At 47.4% G+C, this 21,453-nt stretch carries 15 protein-coding genes; 8 read left to right on the top strand and 7 right to left on the bottom strand.

Features of this window, described 5'->3' with window-relative positions:
• Positions 1 to 71: 71 nt before the first annotated feature.
• The 7 genes from gltB to murB all read left to right on the top strand — a co-directional run bounded on the left by gltB (position 72) and on the right by murB (position 13,308).
• Positions 72 to 4,604 carry a glutamate synthase large subunit gene (gene gltB / locus ACH3Y6_RS11750; protein ID WP_490835805.1) on the top strand — a complete coding sequence of 1,511 codons (4,533 nt, stop codon included), beginning with the start codon at positions 72 to 74 and terminating at the stop codon, positions 4,602 to 4,604.
• A gap of 58 nt (positions 4,605 to 4,662) precedes the next feature.
• Positions 4,663 to 6,135 (top strand): glutamate synthase subunit beta, encoded by a 1,473-nt coding sequence (locus ACH3Y6_RS11745; RefSeq protein ID WP_490835804.1) that lies wholly within the window; start codon positions 4,663 to 4,665, stop codon positions 6,133 to 6,135.
• Between the two features lie 216 nt (positions 6,136 to 6,351).
• On the top strand, positions 6,352 to 7,698 hold the full coding sequence (locus ACH3Y6_RS11740) for an ammonium transporter (RefSeq protein WP_490835803.1): 1,347 nt from the start codon (positions 6,352 to 6,354) through the stop codon (positions 7,696 to 7,698).
• A 199-nt stretch (positions 7,699 to 7,897) separates the two neighbouring features.
• Positions 7,898 to 8,935: an outer membrane beta-barrel protein gene (locus ACH3Y6_RS11735; protein WP_490835802.1), complete on the top strand. Its 1,038-nt coding sequence runs from the start codon at positions 7,898 to 7,900 to the stop codon at positions 8,933 to 8,935.
• A 119-nt stretch (positions 8,936 to 9,054) separates the two neighbouring features.
• Positions 9,055 to 9,816, top strand: coding sequence for a lysophospholipid acyltransferase family protein (locus ACH3Y6_RS11730; RefSeq protein WP_490835801.1), 762 nt, complete (start codon positions 9,055 to 9,057; stop codon positions 9,814 to 9,816).
• A 9-nt stretch (positions 9,817 to 9,825) separates the two neighbouring features.
• Complete coding sequence (gene priA, locus ACH3Y6_RS11725; RefSeq protein ID WP_490835800.1) at positions 9,826 to 12,285, top strand: replication restart helicase PriA; 2,460 nt, start codon at positions 9,826 to 9,828, stop codon at positions 12,283 to 12,285.
• Between the two features lie 3 nt (positions 12,286 to 12,288).
• Entirely contained in the window at positions 12,289 to 13,308 is a 1,020-nt protein-coding gene (gene murB, locus ACH3Y6_RS11720) for a UDP-N-acetylmuramate dehydrogenase (RefSeq protein WP_490835799.1), read from the top strand.
• Between the two features lie 80 nt (positions 13,309 to 13,388).
• Here murB and ACH3Y6_RS11715 read toward each other — a convergent pair whose 3' ends face one another.
• Positions 13,389 to 14,750 (bottom strand): OmpA family protein, encoded by a 1,362-nt coding sequence (locus ACH3Y6_RS11715; RefSeq protein ID WP_490835798.1) that lies wholly within the window; start codon positions 14,748 to 14,750, stop codon positions 13,389 to 13,391.
• 81 nt (positions 14,751 to 14,831) lie between these two features.
• A complete protein-coding gene (locus ACH3Y6_RS11710; RefSeq protein WP_490835797.1) occupies positions 14,832 to 16,232 on the bottom strand; it encodes a septal ring lytic transglycosylase RlpA family protein in 1,401 nt (466 codons plus the stop codon).
• A gap of 150 nt (positions 16,233 to 16,382) precedes the next feature.
• Between ACH3Y6_RS11710 and ACH3Y6_RS11705 the strand changes: the two genes are divergently transcribed.
• On the top strand, positions 16,383 to 17,300 hold the full coding sequence (locus ACH3Y6_RS11705) for a hypothetical protein (protein WP_490835796.1): 918 nt from the start codon (positions 16,383 to 16,385) through the stop codon (positions 17,298 to 17,300).
• Here the strand turns inward: ACH3Y6_RS11705 and ACH3Y6_RS11700 are convergent.
• The 5 genes from ACH3Y6_RS11700 to aroB all read right to left on the bottom strand — a co-directional run bounded on the left by ACH3Y6_RS11700 (position 17,297) and on the right by aroB (position 21,358).
• Positions 17,297 to 17,596, bottom strand: coding sequence for a thiamine-binding protein (locus tag ACH3Y6_RS11700; RefSeq protein WP_490835795.1), 300 nt, complete (start codon positions 17,594 to 17,596; stop codon positions 17,297 to 17,299). The genes ACH3Y6_RS11705 and ACH3Y6_RS11700 overlap by 4 nt on opposite strands.
• A gap of 6 nt (positions 17,597 to 17,602) precedes the next feature.
• On the bottom strand, positions 17,603 to 17,908 hold the full coding sequence (locus ACH3Y6_RS11695) for a DUF952 domain-containing protein (protein WP_490835794.1): 306 nt from the start codon (positions 17,906 to 17,908) through the stop codon (positions 17,603 to 17,605).
• A gap of 79 nt (positions 17,909 to 17,987) precedes the next feature.
• On the bottom strand, positions 17,988 to 18,983 hold the full coding sequence (locus ACH3Y6_RS11690; protein WP_490835793.1) for a chorismate synthase: 996 nt from the start codon (positions 18,981 to 18,983) through the stop codon (positions 17,988 to 17,990).
• A 34-nt stretch (positions 18,984 to 19,017) separates the two neighbouring features.
• Positions 19,018 to 20,292, bottom strand: coding sequence for a 3-phosphoshikimate 1-carboxyvinyltransferase (gene aroA / locus ACH3Y6_RS11685; RefSeq protein ID WP_490835792.1), 1,275 nt, complete (start codon positions 20,290 to 20,292; stop codon positions 19,018 to 19,020).
• A 40-nt stretch (positions 20,293 to 20,332) separates the two neighbouring features.
• On the bottom strand, positions 20,333 to 21,358 hold the full coding sequence (gene aroB, locus ACH3Y6_RS11680) for a 3-dehydroquinate synthase (protein WP_490835791.1): 1,026 nt from the start codon (positions 21,356 to 21,358) through the stop codon (positions 20,333 to 20,335).
• Between the last annotated feature and the right edge of the window lie 95 nt (positions 21,359 to 21,453).

Raw genomic sequence — 21,453 nt, 5'->3', positions numbered from 1 at the left:
ACGATTTTTTTGCATAAATTCACACCACGATTGCCTTCCATTTTATTTCCTGAACATTAATTCGATTGTACATGCTTGTTTCCAGACAGAGCGAGGGACTTTACGACCCGTCGTTTGAACATGATGCCTGTGGCATTGGTTTCGTGGCGAATATCAAAGGCAACAAATCGCACCAGCACATTGCAGATGCTTTGACCGTATTGGAAAATATGGAGCATCGCGGTGCCTGCGGTTGCGAAGCAAATACCGGCGACGGAGCCGGCATCATGCTGCAGATTCCGCACGAGTTCTTTTTTGATGAGTGTTTAAAACTCGGCGTCCATTTGCCCGCTTATGGTAAATATGGCGTGGGCGTAGTATTCTTCCCCAAAGAGATCCGACTGCGGGAAGAGTGCCGGGATATTTTTAACCGTTCAGCCGAGAAATTAGGACTTGAAGTACTGGCCTACCGGAAAGTGCCCGTAAACAAAGAGGGCATCGGCAATACTGCTCTTTCTGTAGAACCCTGTATGGAACATGTATTTATTGCCTGTCCCGACAGTATCACCAACCCCGATGAATTCGAGCGTAAACTCTTTGTATTACGCAATTACGCATCCCATACCATCAGCAATACGGTAAAAAAAGATGAGATTGGCTTTTATCTTGCCTCCCTCTCTTATAAAACCATTATCTACAAAGGTCAGCTCACCAGCAACCAGGTAAGGAACTACTTCCCCGACCTGAGCGACAAACGCGTGGTATCGGCATTTGGTCTGGTACACTCCCGTTTTGCCACCAACACTTTTCCCTCCTGGAAACTGGCTCAGCCCTTCCGCTATATCGCCCACAACGGGGAGATCAATACCCTGCAGGGAAACCTGAACTGGTTACGCACCAGCGAAAAAGGATTCACATCTCCCTACTTCAGTAAGGAAGAGATGGAAATGTTACTGCCAATCGTTACCGCAAACCAGTCAGATTCCGCCTGTCTCGACAATATGATCGAATTGCTGACGCTGACAGGCAGGTCATTGCCGCATGTGATGATGATGCTGATACCCGAAGCATGGGACGGCAACGACCAGATGGACCCCGTTAAAAAAGCCTTCTACGAATACCACGCCTGCATGATGGAACCCTGGGATGGCCCTGCTTCCATCTCTTTTACCGACGGAAAGATGATCGGGGCCACGCTGGACAGGAATGGTTTACGTCCATCCCGTTATGCTGTTACACATGACGACCGCGTAATCATGGCATCAGAAACCGGTGTACTCCCTATCGAACCGGCCCTGATCAAGGAAAAAGGAAGGTTACAGCCCGGCAAGATGTTCGTAGTGGATATGGAACAGGGACGCATCATCAGTGATGAGGAACTGAAACAATCCATCTGTTCACAAAAACCTTATGCAGAGTGGCTGAACAAATACAAGATCCGGCTCGAAGAATTACCCGAACCTCGCGTCATGTTCACCCACCTGGAGCATGAACAGGTATTCAAATACCAGAAAGTATTCGGCTATTCAACAGAAGACCTCGATACTATCATCGCCCCCATGGCCATCGACGGCAAAGAACCCATCGGCTCTATGGGAACAGATATTCCACTGGCGATCCTGAGTGAACAACCGCAACACCTGAGCAGTTACTTCAAACAGCTGTTTGCTCAGGTTACCAATCCACCCATTGATCCTATCCGTGAAAGAATGGTGATGTCGCTGGCAACTTTTGCAGGAAGCAATGGCAACCTGTTGATAGAAGACCCGCTGGCTTGCCACAGTGTAGCGCTGAAACACCCTGTTCTCAACAACCACGAACTGGAAAAAATCCGCAGTATCGATACCGGTATCTTCCAGGCAAAAACCCTGCAGACCTATTTCCGTGCCGACGGCAAAGCCGGATCACTGAAAAAAGGTCTTGACCGTTTATGCCGCTATGCGGTAGATGCGGTGGAAGATGGCTTTGAAGTGATTATCCTTACCGACCGCGCCATCGACTCCGATCACGCTCCTATCCCGTCGCTGCTGGCCACTGCTGCCGTGCACCACCACCTTATCCGGAAAGGATATCGCGGACAGGTAGGCATCATCGTAGAAGCCGGCGATGTCTGGGAAGTGCATCATTTCGCATGCCTGCTGGGTTTTGGTGCCACTGCCATCAATCCATACCTCGCGCTCTCTTCTATCAGGGACATGAAACTGAACAACAAACTCCAGACAGAACTGGATACTGAATACCTGAAGAAGAACTATGTAAAAGCTATAAACGAAGGGCTGCTGAAAGTGTTCTCAAAAATGGGTATCTCCACATTACAGTCATACCAGGGTGCCCAGATCTTCGAAATCATCGGTCTGAACAAAACCGTTGTGGACCAGTATTTCACTGGCGCTACTTCCCGTATACAGGGTATGGGACTGGATGAAATCGCTAAAGAAGTGCTGGCAAAACATTATTTCGCATTCAGCAAAAAAGATATCCCGGTTGACCGTCTGCCAGTTGGCGGCATCTATCAATGGAAGCGGAAAGGTGAATTCCACCTGTTCAATCCGCAAACCATTCACCTGCTGCAGCAGGCCACCCGGACAAATGATTATACAACATTCAAGAAATATTCGAAACTGGTGAACGACCAGACCGAAAAAGCCTGTACGTTACGCAGCCAGTTCCAGTTCAAACGTAACCGGCCTTCTATTCCGATCGATGAGGTAGAACCGGCCGAAAATATCTTCAAACGTTTTGCTACAGGCGCCATGTCGTTCGGCTCCATTTCATGGGAAGCCCACACTACGCTGGCCATCGCCATGAACCGCCTCGGCGGAAAGAGCAATACCGGCGAAGGTGGCGAAGACGAAGTTCGTTATGAACGTTTGCCCAATGGCGATTCCATGCGTTCCGCCATCAAACAGGTAGCGTCTGCCCGTTTCGGCGTAACCAGTTATTATCTCACCGAAGCGGACGAACTGCAGATCAAAATGGCACAGGGCGCCAAACCCGGCGAAGGTGGTCAGTTACCCGGGCATAAAGTAGATGATTGGATCGGCAAAACCCGCCATTCCACGCCCGGCGTAGGTTTGATCTCACCACCACCCCACCACGATATCTATTCCATCGAAGACCTGGCGCAATTGATCTTCGACCTGAAGAACGCCAATCGTGCGGCCCGTATCAATGTAAAACTCGTATCCAAAGCTGGTGTAGGAACCATTGCGGCAGGTGTTGCCAAAGCCAAAGCCGACGTGGTATTGATCGCTGGTTTTGATGGCGGTACCGGAGCCTCTCCGATCAGCTCCATCAAACATGCAGGACTTCCCTGGGAGCTTGGTCTCGCTGAAACACACCAAACCCTCGTCAAAAATAAATTACGCAGCCGCGTAGTGGTACAGGCCGACGGACAGATGAAGACCGGCCGAGATATTGCGATTGCCGCATTACTGGGCGCTGAAGAATGGGGCGTTGCCACAGCTGCACTCATCGTGGAAGGCTGCATCATGATGCGTAAATGCCATATGAATACCTGCCCTGTAGGCGTTGCCACACAGGACCCCGAACTGCGTAAACGTTTTACAGGCAACCCTGACCATGTTGTCAATTTCTTCCATTTCATCACCGAAGAATTACGTGAGATCATGGCGGAGCTGGGATTCAGGACCGTGAACGAAATGATCGGCCAGGTAGACTCTCTCGAAATGCGTGAGAACATTACCCATTGGAAATACAGTATGCTTGACCTATCCGGTGTATTGTACAAGGAACCAGGATCACTGTATACAGGTTTATACAAACAGGAAGAACAGGATCATGGAATTGCTGAAGTGCTCGACTGGCAGTTACTGAAAGCCGCTCAACCCGCACTGGAGAAAAAAGAACGCATATCGGCATCATTCCCCATCAAGAATACCGACCGGACCGCAGGAACCATCCTGTCGAATGAGATCACCAAGATCTACAAGGCAGAAGGTTTGCCGGAAGATACCATCCACTTTACTTTCACCGGAACAGCGGGACAAAGTTTTGGCGCTTTCAATACAAAGGGAATCACCCTGGAACTGGAAGGGGATGCCAATGATTACTTCGGTAAGGGATTGAGTGGTGCCAAACTGATCGTGTACCCTTCGAAACAGGCCTCATACGTTCCGGAAGAAAACATCATCATCGGCAACGTGGCATTCTATGGTGCAACTGCCGGAGAAGCCTATATCCGTGGCAAAGCAGGTGAACGTTTTGCGGTAAGGAATTCAGGAGCCAATGTTGTGGTAGAAGGTGTGGGCGATCACGGTTGCGAGTACATGACCGGCGGAACTGCCGTAATACTGGGTAACACAGGAAGAAACTTTGCAGCCGGTATGAGTGGCGGTATTGCTTATGTATATGATGTAAACGGGCAGTTTGACCAGCTCTGCAACAAAGAAATGGTAGACCTTGATCCGCTGGATCAGACCGATGCACAATTGTTGCAGGATATGATTACCCGGCATTTTGCCTACACAGCCAGCAGCGTTGCCAAATTTGTATTAGGCGATTTTGAAAACCAGCTGAAGAATTTTGTGAAAGTATTTCCGAGAGACTACAAAAAAGCGCTGGCTGAGAAAGGCGAAAAGTCGAAAGTTAAGACACAGAAATAACCCTTTTCACTGGTATCCTGCAATTGATTACCAGTAAACCAATAAACAAATAAACCCAATGGGTAAACCAACAGGATTTATAGAATTTACCAGGGAACTGCCAGGCAAGCGTTCCCCAAAAGAGCGAGTGAACGATTATCGTGAGTTTGTAGAAAAACTGCCGGAAGAAAAGCTCAATCAGCAGTCCGCACGTTGCATGAACTGCGGCGTACCGTTCTGCCACAACGGATGTCCGCTGGGTAATATCATCCCCGAATTCAACGACGCCGTATACCGAAAAAGCTGGGCCGAGGCATATGATATCTTAAGTGCCACCAACAATTTTCCCGAGTTTACCGGCAGGATCTGCCCCGCCCCATGCGAAAGTGCCTGCGTGCTGGGTATCAACCAGCCACCGGTGACCATTGAAGAGATCGAGAAACACATTATCGAGATCGCATTCGAGAAAGGATTTGTGATACCGCGTAAGCCCAATGTAAGAACGGGCAAAAAAGTAGCTGTGGTAGGCTCCGGCCCAGCCGGACTGGCCGCGGCTGCGCAGCTGAACTATGCAGGGCATAGCGTAACGGTTTTCGAAAGAGACGATGCGCCTGGTGGACTGCTGCGTTATGGCATTCCCGATTTCAAACTTGAAAAATGGGTGATCGACAGAAGGATCTCCCTGATGGAAGAAGAAGGAGTAATATTCCGTTGCAACGCCAATGTAGGCGGGAATGTGAGCATCAACGATCTCCTGCGAGAGTACCAGGCAGTCGTATTAGCCGGAGGTTCCACCATCCCCCGCAACCTGGATATACCAGGCAGGGAATTAAAAGGAGTTCATTTTGCAATGGAGTTCCTGAAACAACAGAACAAACGCGTCGGTAAACGCCCGGTGGATACCGAAGACATACTTGCCAAAGGAAAGAATGTAGTGGTGATTGGCGGTGGCGATACCGGCAGCGACTGCGTAGGCACTTCCAATCGTCATGGAGCTGTGTCGGTCACCCAGTTTGAACTACTGCCCAAACCTCCGGAGACCCGCACAGCGGTAATGCCATGGCCTACTTACCCTATGCTGCTGAAAACCACTTCTTCGCATGAAGAAGGTGCCAACAGGCACTGGTCGATCGCTACCAAAGCATTCATTGGTGATGAAAAAGGCAATCTGAAAGCACTGAAAGTGGTGGATCTTGCCTGGAAAACCCCCGAAGCAGGCGGACCTGCCCGATTTGAAGAAGTAACAGGCAGCGAGAGGGAAATACCTTGCGAACTGGCTTTACTGGCTATGGGATTCGTACACCCGCAGCACGAAGGATTATTGAAACAACTGGATATAGACCTTGACGAAAGAGGTAATGTAAAAGCAACCGAACAGGATTTTCAAACCAATATCCAGAAGATCTTTACAGCCGGAGATATGCGTCGCGGACAATCCCTGGTAGTATGGGCCATCAGTGAGGGCAGGGAATGCGCGCGTAAGGTAGATGAGTATTTAATGGGCGGATCAGTACTTGAGTCGAAAGATAAGAGCTATTTAGTTAGTATATAATTTTTTGTTATCTATTTGTAAAAGCTCCCATTGGGGAGCTTTTTTTATTATTTACATAGAATTTAAAAATAATAAGTCATTTTCAAGAAAGAATAGAGTGATTGTGCGATACATATTAATTTAAATTAAATGTTAATTATTTTTATACTAGTATTCATTTTAATGACTACATTAGTTTTATAAATAATTATTATTATTTAATTTAATATTAAATCTATGTCAAAATCCACCGTCAAGCAATTCGCACCATTTATTCTTTTATTAGTAGTTGCCGTAGCAGCCCTGTTCACCCCCTCCCTTCCCAACTTTGATGACGGCGGAAAATACAGCGCTGCCGATATAGCCTGGATCATCGTGGCTACCGCCCTGGTATTCCTAATGACCCCGGGATTGGCTTTTTTCTATGGCGGCATGGTACACCGCAAAAATGTAATTTCTACCATGATCAAAAGTGTGGTGGCCGCCGGAGTGGTAAGCATCCTCTGGGTTTTTGTAGGATATAGCCTTTGCTTTGGCAACAGTATCGGAGGTTTTATCGGAAACCCTTCTACGCACTTATTCTTCAGAGGTGTTAACTCTGGCGCTCCCTGGAGCCTGGCACCCAGTATACCTCTGTCGCTCTTTGCACTGTTTCAACTGATGTTCGCCATCATCACTCCCGGACTGGTTGTAGGAGCTGTAGCCGAGCGGATCCGTTTTACCGCATATATCCTCTTCATTGCCCTGTTCAGTTTACTGGTATATGCACCGATCGCACACTGGACATGGCATCCGGAAGGTTTCCTGTTTAAAATGGGCGCCCTCGACTTTGCAGGCGGTACCGTAGTACATATTTCTGCTGGTTGTGCCGCTTTGGCCGGTGCACTGGTATTGAAGCGTCGCAAATCGCATATTGAACAACAGGAGATCCCTCCTGCCAATATCCCTTATGTACTGATCGGAACCGGTTTACTCTGGTTTGGATGGTTTGGTTTTAACGCAGGTTCCGCACTGGGCGCCAATGCACTGTCCGTATCTGCTTTCGGTGCTACCAACACGGCTGCCGCAGCCGCTGGTCTTTCCTGGATGTTCTTTGATGTCATCCGCGGTAAAAAACCTTCTGTTCTCGGTTTCTGTATCGGTGCCGTAGTAGGCCTTGTGGCCATCACACCGGCTGCAGGTTTCGTGGCTATACCGCAAAGCATCTTTATCGGTTTTATCGCCGCTATTGTGTCGAACCTGGCCGTGTATTACAAAAGTAAATCCACCCTCGATGATACCCTTGATGTATTCCCCTGCCACGGTTTGGGCGGCATGGTAGGTATGTTGATGACCGGCATTTTCGCTACAAAGTCGGTAAATACAGCAGGTGCTGATGGACTGTTTTACGGGAATACCAGTTTCTTCTTTACACAGGTAAAAGCACTGGGCATCGTGGTGGGATATAGTTTTGTCGTGTCTTTTGCAATCTTCAAGTTCATCGACCTGATCCTGCCCTTACGCGTAAGTGAAGAAGAAGAGATTCAGGGACTGGATGCCACACAACACAACGAAAAATACGGAAGAACCCCGCAACTGGCCTAAATAGCCGGTAGCGATCCAGGATACCGATCAAATCAAACATCCCGGCATCAAAAAGTTGCAACCGTCCTGCTAACGAAGCAGCCTCTGACCAGGCATGGCTTGCAGGTGGCCCCTCCCAAAAAATAAGGTACAGCCATAACATAAACCTCTGACCAGGTTTACAGGCTGTACCTATTTGTTAATCATAAAACCCATTGCAATGTTAAAGAAAATTTCAGCAGTGTGCCTCGCATTTTTCGGGCTTGGATCAGCAAGTGCACAAACCGATTCCACTAAAAAAGCTACTACTACATTCACTGGATCGGTAGATGTTTATTACCGCTTCAATTTTAACGATCCACCCGCGGGAACCAACAACTACACCAGTTTCACTAATTCGAAAAATTCGTTCGAACTGGGTATGGCTTCCATACGGGTAGATCATACCATTGGAAAAGTTTCCGCTACAGCTGATATTGGTTTTGGTCGCAGGGCACAGGAATTCTCATACAATGATATAGGCACTACTTTGACCGCCGTAAAACAGGCTTTTATCAGCTATGCCGTTTCTGATAAACTCAAATTCAGTTTTGGCAAATGGGCTACCCACTGCGGCTGGGAATTACTGGACGCTTATGCAAACAGAAATTATAGCATGTCTTACGGATTTTCTTTCGGCCCTTTCTTTCATACAGGAATGAAAGCCGATTTTTCCTTAGGAGGCAAAACCGCGATGATGCTGGGCGTTGCCAATCCCGTTGACTATGTTAGCGCCCCTGCCAATAACTCAGCGAAAATGCTGATTGCCCAGCTGAGTACCGCATCAAAAAACGACAAACTGAAAGCTTACCTGAATTTTCATGGAGGAACAGGAGTAACCCAGTTTAACCTGGTAGTGTCTGGCACACTATCCAACGAGTGGAGTCTTGCCTATGACGGAAGTCTGAATACAAGCAAAGTAACAGACCAATATTCGAGTTGGAAGAGCCATGCCCTTTATTTGAATTATGACCCATCCGACAAATTAGGCCTCACGTTACGCGGTGATTATTTTGATGACCGCAAACTGGCCCCGTTACTGGGCAATGCCCGTAAAGTATTTGCCACCACCCTTTCAGGTAATATCAGGGTTAACAACCTTACCATCATACCCGAACTTCGATTCGACAATGCCAGCGGCGATACTTTCATCAAAGGAAACGGCACAGCTACCAGGAGCACGGCAGGTTTTATCCTTGCCGCAGTATACAGGTTCTGATAAACAGGGTTATCCGATATACAGCTTTCTATTAGAAAGATCAGAAAGAGATACCCGATGGGTGTCTCTTTTATTTGAACGCGATACAACAGCGTTGTTTTATTTATTAAGTTCGGGGGATGAAATGGATCTTACGCCTATTGCAATACATCTATTGCGTGTACGCCCTGCTCAGTTTCATCGTTATTATGCTGCTCATATTCCCCTTTGTGTTACTGGCACTGCCGATGGGGAAGATAAGGGGAGGCAACCTGATCTACCGGCTTTGTCATATCTGGGCATTTACCTGGTATTGCCTGATCGGCATAAGACATAAAGAGATCTATGAGCACCCGCACAACAGGAATCAGCAATTCATTTTTGTTGCCAACCACATCTCTTATATGGATATCCCCCCCATTGTACTGGGCATACACCAACCCATCCGTGCATTGGGTAAATATGAAATGGTCAAAGTACCCGTATTTGGCTGGATCTACCGGGCAGCCGTGATATTGGTAAACCGGAATAATGCAGAAACCCGGGCCAGAAGTGTACGTGCATTGAAATCAGCCCTGAAACAGGGTATTTCTATTTTTATCTTCCCCGAAGGTACTTTCAACGAAAATGAACAAATGCCGTTAAAACATTTTTTCGATGGCGCATTCCGGATAGCTATTGAAACCAGAACACCCATCAAACCCATCCTGCTGGTGGACACACTCGACCGGCTCCACTTCAAAAGTCTGTTTGAACTTACACCAGGCCCGAACCGGGTGGTATACCTGGAAGAAGTTCCGGTTACCGGTCTACATATCCATGATATTCCCACACTCAAACAAAAAGTATACGATATCATGGATGCAGGCCTTCGCAGGTATCGGAACTACCCATCTGCATAAAGCTTATTTTTGACCAAATTTCAGGATTTGTTTGTTGAAGTCATCATACCACTCTCTTTACCCAAAAACTATACCTGGGCCGTTCCCGCACACCTGCAACAGGCCATACATCCAGGCGTTCGGGTAGAAGTGATTTTTGGCAAGAACAAACGGTATGCGGGTATCGTTAAAAAAGTACTGGATACCAAACCAGACGCTTTTACCCCCAAAGACATCAGCAATGTACTGGATGCAGAACCTGTAGTTCATCAGCAGCAGCTTGCCTTGTGGGAATGGATAGCGCAATATTACATGTGCAGTGAAGGTGAAGTGATGCAGGCCGCCATTCCTGCCAACCTGAAACTTTCCAGCGAAAGCATCCTCATATGGAATGAAGAAAGAAGTTACGATTTCAGTGATCTCAGCGATTCGGAATTTCTGGTGGCAGAAGCACTGGAGATCAAAAAAGAACTCAGGCTGAATGAAGTGCAGCAGTTACTGGACATCTCGAACGTATACCCTGTGATCAAAAAACTGATCGAAAAGGGAGTTTGTTATGTGTGGGAGGAACTGAAAGAAAAATACAGGGCCAAGACCGAGACCTTTATCACCCTCAGTCCGGAATACCATAATGAAGACAAGCTGGCCGATCTGCTGAACAACTGGAGCAAAGCACCAAAACAAATGGAACTACTGCTCTCCTACCTGCACCTGAGCAAAACAGAAGGGGAAGTAACACAAACGCAATTAATAAAGAAATCAAATGCCAGTACCGCACAGCTGAAAGCACTTTGCGATAAGGGGATCCTGCTCGCGGAAAAAAGGGCCACGGACCGGATAGCTACTTTGCCGAGAGATATACAGATCGATTTTACCTTATCCGAAGCACAGGATAAGGCACTGAGAATGATACAATCTATTTTTACAGAAAAAGAAGTGTGCCTGCTGCACGGCGTAACCGCCAGCGGCAAAACAGAGATCTATACCAAACTGATCGAAACCTATATACGCGAAGGGAAACAGGTGCTGTACATGCTGCCCGAGATAGCATTGACCTCACAGATCATACGCAGGCTGCAGAAACATTTTGGCGGATACATCGCTATCTATCATTCCAAATTCAATCCAAATGAACGGGTAGAGATCTGGAACAAAGTAAAAAGCGGTGAAACCAAAGTGGTACTGGGTGCAAGATCTTCTCTTTTCCTTCCGTTCAGGGACCTGGGTCTGGTGATCGCTGATGAAGAACATGATGCGTCCTACAAGCAACAGGAACCCGCTCCCCGTTACCATGCAAGGGATGCGGCTATTTATTATGCTGCATTATCAAATGCCCATGTACTGTTGGGCAGTGCCACCCCCTCTGTGGAAAGTTATTATAACTGCCAGCTGCAGAAATATGGTCTGGTAACACTCGAAGAAAGATTCGGGCAGGTAGAACTACCGCAGATCAATATCGTTGATATCAGAAAAACTCCTGTAAAGGAAAAAGGCAAGATCGCATTAACACCACCCTTACTTACTGCCATTGAAACATCTTTGCAACAAAAGAAACAGGTAATCCTGTTCCAGAACCGGAGAGGTTACTCTCCCTACCTGATCTGCAAAACCTGTGGATGGATTCCACATTGCCGGAATTGTGATGTTACCCTCACGTACCACAAAGCCAAAAATACCCTGACCTGTCATTACTGCGGCACGTCCTACCCCGTGATCCAAACCTGCGCCGCCTGTGGAAGTCATGGATTTGCGCAAAAGAATTTCGGCACCGAAAAAATCGAAGAGCTGGTAACAGAAGCTTTTCCCAACGCAAGGATTGCCCGCATGGACTACGATAGTGTAAAAGGCAAGAACGACCACGACGCATTGATCAAATTGTTTGAACAGCAACGGATCGATATACTGGTAGGCACGCAGATGGTGGTAAAGGGACTTGATTTTGATCACGTAAACCTCGTAGGTGTGATCGATGCAGACGGTATCCTCAACTTCACAGATTTCAGGGTCAATGAAAGGGCCTTTCAACTGATGGAGCAGGTAAGTGGAAGAGCAGGCAGAAAAGATGGCAAGGGAACCGTACTGATACAGGTCAGCAACCCCGTTCACCCGGTACTGCAGTTTGTCAGGGAACATTCTTTCGAAAGGCTTTTTGCCTATGAGATCGCCAACCGGAAGCAGTTTGCTTATCCACCTTTTACCAGGCTGATACAGGTAATCTTCAAACACAGGGAAAAACACCTGGCTGAAGAAGCTGCCCATATCATGATACAGGGATTGAAAAAAGATTTTGGCGCAGAATGCAATGGACCTGCACAGCCAGTGGTGGACAGGGTAAGAAACCAGTATTTATGGGAGATATTGATCAAGCTGCCCAAAAATGCACAACGAATACAATTGTGTAAAAGAGAGATCCAGCAACAGGCCGTCATCATCCAGAGCAATAAAAGATATCGCGGTGTCACCATTTTACCTGACGTAGATCCTGTATAAACCATGCAGATACACCATCATTTTTCTCTTCGCCCTTATAACAGCTTTGGTATTGATGTCAAAGCGAATTTTTTTGCGGACTTCCATACAACAGAAGATCTGACAAAGCTGGCAACTGAACAGTTAGATCCGCGAAAAGACCAGCTGCTGGTATTGGGCGGGGGAAGTAATCTGCTGTTTACAAAAGATTTTAACGGATGGGTTCTGCATAACCGGATCGAAGGAATTGAACTGTTAAGGGAGGATGACAACCATTGGTACGTAAAAGCCGGCGGCGGTGAAAACTGGCATGGATTTGTGCAATACTGTATCAGCAACGATTATGCCGGTGCTGAGAACCTGAGCCTGATACCCGGTAAGGTAGGAGCCTCGCCCATCCAGAACATTGGAGCCTACGGCGTTGAGATCAGAGATATATTTCATGAACTGGAAGCTTTCGATCTGTTTGAAAAACAGGTACGGACCTTTCAACTGGCCGACTGCGATTTTGGCTACCGCGAAAGTGTGTTCAAAAGATCGGCCAAAGGCCGTTTCGTGATACTGAATGTTACCTACCGGTTGAACAAAAAGCCGGATTTCCATACCGGTTACGGAGCCATTACGCAGGAACTGGAGCGGATGGGTGTGCAGGAACTCAGTATCCGTGCCATATCAGAAGCAGTCATGCATATCCGCAGCAGCAAATTGCCCGATCCCCGACAGATCGGCAATGCGGGGAGTTTCTTTAAGAACCCAGTGATCAGCACTTCACAATACACGACCCTCGCTGATACATACCCCGCCATCCCCGGTTATGCCACCGGAGAAAAGCTTACCAAAGTGGCTGCCGGCTGGCTCATAGAACAATGCGGATGGAAGGGATTCCGGAAAGGTGATGCAGGCTGTTATCCCCAACAGGCACTGGTATTGGTAAACTACGGAAAAGCCAGCGGAAAAGATATCCTGGATCTTTCCCAGTCAATCATTGATAGTGTTCAGGAGAAATTCGGAATACGACTTGAGCGGGAAGTAAATATTGTCTGAATCTCTTCAGCATATCCTGCAAAACAAAGAGGACCATCAACAGATGGTCCTCTTTTTATGTTACTACTAATCCAATACGATTAATAATATTTCAATTTCATTTCTACGCGACGGTTCAGGCTGCGTCCATTCGCTGTTTTGTTGTTAGCAACAGGCTTGGAAGAACCAAAACCTTCGTGTGAGAGACGGCTTGCATCAATACCACCTTTGGTAGTCAGGTAATCAAACACAGACTGTGCACGTTTCTGACTCAGTGGCAGGTTTATCTTATCGCTACCGGTATTATCTGTGTGACCTTCAATGTCCAGTTTCAGCGCTGCATCTTCTTTCAGGATGCCAGCTACATCGTTCAGGGATTTGAATGATTTAGCCAGCAGTTTGCTGCTACCGGTTGCAAAGAAAATCTTCTTGGCACTGGCTGCTACCTTTTTAACCACTTCTTCCTTGATTACAGGACAACCATTGTTCTCCCTAACACCCGGAACAGTAGGACATTTATCTTCTTCATCATTGATACCATCCTTATCAGTATCAGGAACAGGGCAACCATTGTAACGGGCTACGCCAGGAACGGTAGGACATTTATCTTCTTCATCATTGATACCATCCTTATCAGTATCAGGCACCGGACAACCATTGTATTTGGCCAGGCCTTTTACGGTAGGACATTTATCGTTCTCGTCGTTGATGCCATCACCATCGGTATCAGGAACAGGGCATCCATCATATTTGGCTACACCGGCAACAGTGGGACATTTGTCTTTATCATCAGTAATACCATCACCATCAGTATCAACAGGGGCTGGTGGCGGTGGAGGGGTTACTACTACAGGAGCCGCTTTCTTCTCCTGAATAGGAGAACCGATACCGATAGAATAGGTCAGGTGGTTAGTTGCCAGACTAGATATCTTGGCATGATAACCAAACTGGGTGGTAATAAAAGTACCTTCACCCAGGTTGAATTGCAGACCTAATGCAGTAGGCATATAAGCCATATAGTATGTACCCGCATACATGGAAGCACCCAATCCCAGAGAGAAATAAGGCACCATGAAATATTTGTCTGTTAACAACTTAAAGTTCAGGTTAGCAGAAGCTTCCAGCAAAAAACGGGTATTAGAAGGAGCAGCAACTCCTGATTTGTATGAGAAGGGGTATTTCACATAAGAACCACCCAGCGTACCCATGAAATCAATATGCTCGGTAAGACCCTGGAAATAGGATAAACCCAATCCGGGTGCCATATCACGGACTTTGGTCCATTGGCCATTATTTAATACAGAAGCCAAAGAGCTGTGATCGATCAGATCTGCAGTCTTCATGTCTTTCAGTAAAAAATTCACAGATAAAGTTGGTCTTTTTTTATAGCTAAACGTAGCAGGCTGAGCGAATGACGCTACAGACAAGCCAACAGCTATCAGGGAAAAGAGAAATTTCTTCATAATACGAGTTTTAGTATATATAACAAAAATACAGTCCGGAACTGACTTTTGAAAATTATGCTACCTTTATATTATTCACTATCAATTCAGAGTCCCCTTTTTAACCGGTTCTACTTTAACCCTTGTTAAGCCACTTTTCATGAAGCCAAGTTTCTGAGCGGCTACCCTGCTCAGGTCAACTACCCTGCCTTTTTCCTTCATCCGGGGGTGCATCCGGTCATTGATTCGGACTACCACCGAACGGTTATTTTTCAGATTGGTGACCCTTACCCAGGTATTCAGCTTAAAATGATTACTGGCAGCGCTCATTTTTTTGTTCCGGTAGATCTCCCCGGTAGCTGTTTTGGTACCGTCCAGGTTGGTACTGTAAAAACTGGCAATTCCAAAATGTACCCCGTCATCAGCCATAACCGAATCCGGTTTACTGATCTTTTTTGCAATAGCGGAATCTCCCATATCTACCTGTGAAGTATCCGCCACCAACGCCGCAGTCGAATCAGGTTTTACCCATACAATGGTCTCTGCTTCCACCCGTGTCAGCCCCTTGTCCATAAAATCAAGTTGGCTGGCTGCCACCCTGCTCAGGTCTATCACCCTGCCTTTTTTCTTCATCCGGGTATGCATCCGGTCATTGATCCTTACTATGACAGATTTGCCATTGGAAAGATTGGTCACTTTTACCCAGGTATTGAGTGCAAATTCATTACTGGCTGCCGTGAACTTATTATTGCTGTATCGCTCCCCGGTAGAGGTTTTGGATCCATCCAGATTGCTGCTGTAATAACTGGCTATCCCTACTACAGATTTGCCTTTTATGAGGTAGGAAGCTGTATCTGTCTGTACCTGAGAAAGGATAGTATCTGTCTTTACAGTTGAATCCGAAATAAGATCTAATATATTTGATTGATAACTAATTAAAGAAACTTGCTCTACTTTAATTTTAGCAGATCCGGTACGCAGGAAGCCTAACCGGCTTACAGCAGAACGACTTAGCTGAATGATGGGAGCTGTTTTCTTTTTAGAGGTCCGGTCATTGATCCGAACCAACACAGCACGCCCATTCTTCGGGTTGGTAACCCTCACCCAACTACCCAGGGGATACAGGTTACAGGCTGCGGTCAATTGGGCGTTATCGAAAATCTCCCCGCTGGAGGTCTTGCTGCCATCTGCCCGGCTGCTGTAGGTAGCGGCAGTTCCGGTCACAGCTTTGCTGATCACCCTGACAGAATCCGTTAGGTCTTGGGGGAGCCCAGGCCTCTTTACAGAACTATCTGTCTGCGCCGAGACAGAAACAGTGATCAATAGCCATTGTACCAGTAGTAGTATTCTTTGCATCATAGTATCATTTATCAAACAACACTCCCTCAGACCATTGGTAAAATAGGGAAAGCTGTTGTATTCAGGCAGTTTTCTTTCATTATTTTTACTACCCGTGCTGCCGCAGGAAGCCAATAACCATGCCAGTTTTCTTATTTTATGCATATTAAAAATTCAATTAACCATTATAACTTATTTATAATCAATATTATAAATAAATATAAAGAAAGGCCGTATAAAGATCAGGAATCCCGGGCAATCGTTGCGGCCGTTGTCGCCGGCCTGTTTTGTCTGCTATTCTTCCACCCTGTACTGTTGGCGCAGAGGGAAGTCAATATAGAGCTGAACAACCCCGTCAACAAGACCCTTATCCGGATCAACCTGCCTGATAGCCTGCACAAAATGAACCGATCCAGGCAACTGTTGCTGGTCTTTTATGCCCTCCCTAACGGCAACAGCATTGACTGGACCATGGGCAAGACCATGCAAACAGGAGACGATTGGCATTTTGATATTCAACATATTGCAGCGCAAACACGCTTTGTGAGGCAGGTAATGAGCGATCAGCATGTGGTGGTGGTATACCTGTGCAACGAACTCAAAAGCTGGCCAGCCTGGAAAAAACAACAGGCGAATGGTCCGGCGGAGATCCGACGGATAGTGGACTCGATCTCCGGTATGTTCACCCATTACCGGACCCAAACCGTCTTAAGCAGCCATAGCGGAGGCGGAAGTTTTATCTTCGGCTACCTGGATGCTATTGACCAGATCCCTCAACAAGTGACCCGTTTGGTATTTATAGACAGCGATTACAGCTACAACGATACGCTGCACAACCGGAAACTGGTCCAATGGCTCAAAGGCTCAAGGAAGGCACACCTGAACGTACTGGCCTATAACGACAGCGTAGTGATCTACAACGGCAAACCACTGGTGAGCCCTACAGGAGGCACCTGGTACAGGACCCGGCTCATGGTGCAGCAACTTTCCAAAGATTTTCGATTCAGTCAAAACGAGGATTCTGTATTCCTCAATTGCCATTCATTATTAAATAGAATTGATATACGACTGAAAACCAATAAAGAAGGGAAAATATATCATACAGAGCAAGTAGCTCGTAATGGTTTTATCCACACGCTGTTAAGCGGCACGAAGTATGAAAAATCAGCGGGATATCAATATTGGGAAAATCGGGCTTATGAAGCATTGATCCTGCCACAAAACAGAGATTAAGACATAAACTTATCGGTCTTTTCAGCGCCAGTCATGTCACCATTGCTGCGGATTTGTATCTGCAGACTGGTGATCCATTCAGGACAACCACGAGCCACCAGGTGCTCATTTACCTGGTGAATAACGTCCATAACTTCTGCATAAGTACCTTCCAGCACGGTAGCAAAAGGTCCTACCTCATGTTTGATACACGATTGCCGGATAATGGCGATGGCTTCATCAACCCACTCATACGGATGCCTGTCTTGTACAACAGGCAATAACTGGATAGATGCATTTATTAGGCAACCGTGCATAAGATATTATATTTCAGTTACTTCTACTACTGCGTCCAGGTTCAGTGCCCCATGGATATGCGGAAATACCTCGTTGATGGATCCTGCCAACTCAAATACGAGGGGACGCTGCACTTTGGCTTTTTCGATCTTTAATTTTACAAGGTTGGTCCTTCCTTGGTAATACCTCTCCAGCACACCGGCAACCTGAGCCTCAGTACTGCAATGAATAAAACCTTCGGTAGCCAGGGTCTCCGAATCGTAATGTCCCAGCTTCTGCGCCTCTACCCATTGTTCATGGGTGGTAATGTGGTATATGTAATCTGACTCCATTTGTTTTTCTTTTATTGGTAAGTCAATCCGTATCGATTGAAACGGGTAACGACAGCAACTTATTGTTTAGGGATGGTATTTAAGGCTGTATCGGCTTTATTTTTTGGTTAAGCAACATCAGATCTGCCAATACCATTGCTGTTACCGCCTCCATCACCACAGGTACCCGGAGGGCGATACAGAGATCATGACGCCCTTTTACAGAGAAGCTTTCCAACTGGTCAGTCTCCCAATTGAGGGTGATTTGTTCTTTAGGAGTAGACGAAGTAGGCTTTATAACTATCCTGTAAACCAATTCATTGCCATTTGTAATGCCACCTACGATTCCGCCTGCATGATTGGTCTTGGTTTTTCCACTGGCATCCAGGATCGGATCATTATGGTCTACCCCAAACATCTTTGCAGCGGCAAATCCGGCTCCGAACTCAACCCCTTTTACAGCCGGGATGGCGAATGCAGCATGTGCCAGCAACGACTCCACCGAGTCAAAGAAGTGTTCTCCCAGGCCTACCGGTAATCCGTTCACCCTGCACTCCACAATACCTCCGATACTGTCTTTGGCAGCTATGGCTTTTTCCAGTCCTTTTTCCAGATCCGTCTCTCCCCCGATCTCCAATATGGTAGACCGGATATCGATCCCCCTCAGCAATTTTTTGGCGATCACACCGGCAGCCACCAGGCATACCGTTAACCGGCCACTGAAATGTCCACCTCCCCTGAAATCTTCAAAACCGCCGTATTTGGCATGTGCGGTAAAATCAGCATGTCCCGGGCGCGGCACTTCTCTTTGTTTCTCATAATCTCCGCTGCGGGTGTTCTTGTTCTCAAAAAGTACGGTAATGGGCGCCCCGGTGGTATGGCCATTAAATACCCCTGACTTAAAAATGGGGAGGTCATCTTCCTTACGGGGTGTAGTGCCTTTTTGGACACCACCCTTCCTTCGCTCAATATCTTCCAGGAAATCGGAGACGGAAAGAGGCAGGCCGGCAGGACAACCATCTACCACCAGGCCCACGGATTCTCCATGCGATTCGCCAAAAATATGGATACGGAATATGCGGCCGAAACTGTTCACTGTTGTTGATTTATGGGTTTATTCGTTCTCTTGTTTATTGGGTCACAGTAGCACCCAGTTGCTGCAGGTGCTGGTAAAAGGCCGGATAGGATTTGTTGATCGCTTCCGCCTCTTCGATGGTCACCCCGCTGCTGGCTTTCAGGCCCGCTACTGCACATGCCATCGCGATCCGGTGGTCATGACGCGAATGCGTGATCCCTCCTTTTACGCCGGTACCTCCCTTGATCAGCATCAGGTCATCCTGCAGGATAATTTCGATACCCAATTTAGCAAACTCCTGCTGTAATGTAAGGCCACGGTTGCTTTCTTTATGGGCCAATCGGTGTACGCCTTCAATGACTGTGGTGCCCTCGCAGTAGGCAGCCAGTGCTACCAGCGGCGGAAACAGGTCCGGGCAATCGTTCGCATTGAAATGAAACGCCTGTAAGGGTAAAGGACCGATCTCGATCTCTTCAGGCCGGATAGATAACTGGCAACCGCAGGCCACCAGCGCTTCCAACACCGCTTTATCTGCCTGTGTAGAAGCGATATCCAGTCCCTGCACCGTAATGGGGCCTGCAATGGCACCGGCTACCAGCAGAAAAGCAGCCCCGCTCCAGTCACCTTCCACCGTATACACAACGGGAACCCGGTTCGGAACCGACTCCCGGGAACGGGTGAAACGGAAAGACTGGTACTGGCTATTTTCCACCTCCCAGCCAAACTGTTTCATTACCTGGAGGGTGAGGTCTATATAGGGTTTGCTCTTCAGGTCTTTTACGGTAATGGTCACATCATCGGCCCCGGCGGCGGCGAATGCCATGAGCAACCCGGTCAAGAACTGCGAACTCAGGGAACCATCCACTTCAATATCGGCAGGCCGCAATGGGCCCTGGATCTGCAGGGGCAACTTCCCTTGCCGGGATGTTACAGAAACACCCAGCTTTGGCAATATCTCATCAAAGAAGTCCATGGGACGGGTGAGCAAACTTCCGGTACCGTTCAACGTAATGGGCTTACTGCTTAGTGCGGCAATGGGGGTGAACATTCGGATGCCCAGGCCACTCTCGCCACAGTTTACTTCTGTCTGCCCGGGCTGAATGCTCCTTGACCGGATATGGAGGTCTCCATTTTCGGCATAAGAAATCTCAGCACCCAATTTTTGAATCACATCAATGGCGGCAAGATCATCATTACTGTTGCCGGGATTACGAAGGATGGTCTCGCCCACCGTCAGCAGTGCTGCGGCACAGGCCCGCTGCATGCTGCTCTTACTGGCAGCTGCCCGGATCTGCCCCGAAAGTTGTGAAGGTTGTATTTGTACGATCATTATTGGAATAGCGGATGACGGATCAGGTGTCTTTCCTGTTTTATTTTCCGAATTGTTTAAAGATATCCTGGAGCTGGACGAACAACAATGGCTGCACCACCCCTTTGCCGATCTTCTCTAACAGGATATAGTTGATGCTTACATTGTCTTTCTTCTTGTCCATCATCAGGATCTTGAAGGCTTTTTTGGTGTTGAACTGGGCCAGGGTAGGCAAACCATATTGTTCCAGCACTTTTACCACCAGTTCGGCACCGGTGAAATGTTTGAGTTGCTGCGACATCACCGCCGCATAGGTCATGCCAATACTGATGGCCTGGCCATGGCTTAACTCATACATATTCTCAATGGCGTGTCCCAGCGTATGTCCGAAATTCAACAGCTTACGTTCACCCTGTTCGAACTCATCTCCCTGCACTACTTTGGTTTTGATCAGTACATTCTGTTCAATGAGTGCCGACAGGAGTTTCCCGTTCTTCTGGTAGTCGGAGAGTTTATGTTTCTGCAGCTGGCGGAACATGACCGCATCCTTGATGCAGGCATGTTTGATGATCTCCGCAAAACCGTTCTGCCATTCAGCTTTGGGCAGGGTTGACAGGAACGAGGTATCGAACAGCAGAAAAGCAGGCTGCCTGATCAATCCCACCATGTTCTTATACACCCCTACATCGATCCCGTTCTTGCCACCGATGGATGCATCCACCATGGCCAACAGGGAAGTAGGTACGAAACCGAAACGGATGCCACGCATATAGATACCGGCCACATAACCGGTAATATCGGTTACCACACCACCGCCAACCCCGATCAGGGTGGTCTTGCGGTCGGCCCCGAGGGCGATGAGCTGGTCGATCACCACATCCACCGTTTGCTGCACTTTGTATTTTTCGCCGGCTTTCAGTACGATGGTGTTCCAGCCTTTGAATTTCTTCTTGTGTTTGGCAAAAACATGCTCATCCGTAACGATGACGGCCTTTTCTTTCGGCGCCAGTTTCTCTACCTGCGAAAAATCGGCATCGAAATAATAGGCAACGGTAGTATTTGAGAATGTAAAACTTCTTTTTTTCATGGAGACAACGGGTTAGTGGATTCCTGAATTTGCAGATCACGGATTGGCGGACTGGAGAATTCAGGAATCCACCAGTCTGCAATCAGTGAATACAT

The organism is Sediminibacterium sp. FW305-C-269 (genome assembly GCF_058231045.1).
This window is presented reverse-complemented; position numbering and strand designations above follow the sequence as displayed.